The sequence below is a fragment of the Dietzia sp. B44 genome (assembly GCF_014145245.1).
Classification (GTDB): Bacteria; Actinomycetota; Actinomycetes; order Mycobacteriales; family Mycobacteriaceae; genus Dietzia; species Dietzia natronolimnaea.
Map to the genome: position 1 here is coordinate 1 of NZ_JAALEF010000444.1, position 2,684 is coordinate 2,684.

Annotated in this window: 2 protein-coding genes and 1 pseudogene; 1 reads left to right on the forward strand and 2 read right to left on the reverse strand. The window is 69.7% G+C overall.

The window, feature by feature from the left end; all coding sequences use genetic code 11:
- Positions 1-229 (reverse strand): annotated as a pseudogene (locus tag G6017_RS13780) (hypothetical protein); the annotation flags it as partial.
- A gap of 114 nt (positions 230-343) precedes the next feature.
- Positions 344-1,234: a DMT family transporter gene (locus tag G6017_RS13785; protein ID WP_182617845.1), complete on the reverse strand. Its 891-nt coding sequence runs from the start codon at positions 1,232-1,234 to the stop codon at positions 344-346.
- A gap of 70 nt (positions 1,235-1,304) precedes the next feature.
- On the opposite strand from G6017_RS13785, the gene G6017_RS13790 reads away from it, so the two are divergent.
- The gene (locus tag G6017_RS13790; RefSeq protein WP_182617846.1) at positions 1,305-2,567 is read left to right on the forward strand and encodes an aspartate kinase; all 1,263 of its coding nucleotides are present in this window, start codon (positions 1,305-1,307) and stop codon (positions 2,565-2,567) included.
- Positions 2,568-2,684 lie beyond the last annotated feature (117 nt).

Sequence of the window (2,684 nt, forward strand, 5' to 3'; positions counted from 1 at the left end):
TGATCTGGACGGCCCAGGGCGCCGGCCCGGAGGGGGTGCCGTTGACCACGGCCCCGGCCGTGGGCGCGGAGACGGCGAGCGGGGCGATGACCGCGGCGACCGAGGCGAGCGTCGTCGCCACGAGGCGGGACGTGCGGCGTGACCCCCGGCGGGAATCGCGGCGGGAATCACGGCCGCCCTGTGCGGCGCGGCTGTTACTTGAGGTGCCGCTGGGGCGGGTGAGGCGCATGAGGCTCAGCGTAAGTGATGGGATCGACGTGCGCTGCCGCTCGGGGTGGGTCCTCATGGCTCTGGAATCGCGGCCCACCCCGCCCGCGTTACCCCGGGACCGACTGCGCCGGCGTCACCCGTGGCCCACTGCCCCCGCGTTGCCCGGGACCGACTGCGTCTCCTGGTCGACCTCCTTGTTGGCCAAGCGCACGGTCGCCACCACCATCAGGACGAGGGTCGCGGCGAGAATCGCCAGCTCGGGGCCGTCGACGGTGAACCACTCGCCCAGGACCACCACGCCCAGTCCCAGCGCGACGACGGGCGTGGTGACGGTGGAGGCGGGCACCGCCTGGTGCACGGCCCCCGCGGAGAACGACATCTGCTGCAGCGTCAGCGCGATCACCGCCGCCGCCACCAGTCCGTACACCTCGCCCGTGGTGAACACCTCGAGCAACCCGCCCGAGTACCACCGGTCGGCGACACCCTTGGTGAGCAGCGCGACGTAGGCGAACGCGAGTCCGCCGGCGACACCCCGGAGCAGCGCCCGGTTGCCGTTGCGGCGGCGGTTACGGGACAGGCGCAGCAGCACGGCGATGGCCACGAGTCCGCCCGCGCACGCGAGCGCCCACTCGTACCAGGGCGGGTGCGCGTCCCCTCCCGTCGGTCGCCCGTAGATCACCAGGACGACCACGCATCCCGCCAGGACGTATCCCCAGAACAGTTCGGTCTTGGTCACCCGCCGGCCGGTCACCCACGCTCCGAGGGGGAGCGCGAAGGTCAGTGAGAGGACGGTGATGGTCTGCACGAGGATGAGCGAGCCGAATGCCAGCGCCCCACCCTGGAAGGCGAATCCGGCCAGGCTGATCGCCATGCCCGACCACCAGTACCTGCTGGCCAGAACGCCGAAGCGGCCCTCGAGCCGACCCCCGGCGCGGTCCTTCGTGCGGTGCCGCATCACGGTGCCGAAGGCCTGGCTGAGGGCGGAGGCGAGGGCCAGGAGGACGGCCACCCAAGTTTCAGTCATCGATGATGAGTAAACACCTCCCGTAATGTAGGGCTGCTTAAGCCGATCAACACCGGAAGGGTGTGACCGCGTGGCACTCGTAGTGCAGAAGTACGGCGGCTCCTCCGTGGAGTCCGCAGAACGTATCCGTCGGGTGGCCGAACGGATCGTCGAGACCAGGAAGGCGGGCAACGACGTCGTCGTCGTCGCCTCCGCGATGGGGGACACGACCGACGAGTTGTTGGACCTGGCGGACCAGGTCTGCCCGGCGCCCCCGCAGCGCGAGATGGACATGCTGCTGACCTCGGGCGAGAGGATCTCCAACGCCCTGCTGGCCATGGCCATCAGTTCGTTCGGGATGGAGGCGTACTCGTTCACCGGCTCGCAGGCCGGGATCATCACCACCACCAAGCACGGCGACAGCCGGATCATCGACATCACCCCGGGGCGGGTCCGCGACGCCCTGGACCAGGGCAAGATCGCCCTCGTCGCGGGCTTCCAGGGCGTGTCCCGGGAGACCCGCGACGTCACGACCCTGGGTCGTGGCGGTTCGGACACCACCGCGGTGGCCATGGCGGCCGCGCTCGGTGCCGACGTCTGCGAGATCTACTCGGACGTCGACGGCATCTACACCGCCGACCCCCGGATCGTCCCCGACGCCCGCAAGCTCGACACCATCTCGTACGAGGAGATGCTGGAGATGGCGGCCGTCGGTTCGAAGATCCTTAACCTGCGGAGCGTCGAGTTCGCCCGCCGGTACCACGTGCCCCTGCGCGTGCGCTCGTCGTATTCGACCAACCCGGGCACGCTCGTGGCCGGAAAAGTGGAGGACATCCCCGTGGAAGACGCAGTCCTGACCGGAGTCGCTCACGACGCCTCGGAGGCCAAGATCACGGTCGTCGGAATCCCGGACCAGCCCGGGTACGCCGCCAAGATCTTCCGCGTGGTGGCCGACGCCGAGATCAACATCGACATGGTCCTGCAGAACGTCTCCAAGGCGGAGGGCAAGACCGACATCACCTTCACCTGCCCGCGTGAGGTCGGGGCCAGGGCCGTCGAGGTGCTCTCGCGGGCCAAGGACGACCTCGGGATCGACCAGGTGCTCTACGACGACAACGTCGGCAAGGTCTCCCTCGTCGGCGCCGGCATGAAGTCGCACCCGGGCGTCACCGCGACGTTCTGCGAGTCGCTGTCCGAGGCCGGGGTCAACATCGAGCTCATCTCCACCTCGGAGATCCGCATCTCGGCGCTGGTCCGCGAGGACGAGCTCCCCGAGAGCGTCCGCGCCCTGCACGCCGCGTTCGAGCTGGGCGGCGAGGAGGAGGCCCAGGTCTACGCCGGCACCGGCCGCTGACCCGAGCCCCTACACCCCCCACCACATCGAGAAGACAGTTCCCCACACATCGCCCGAGAGCGAGTGTGCGGAACTGTCTTTTCGTCGGCGCACCGCCGTGAGTCGGCGCACCGCCGT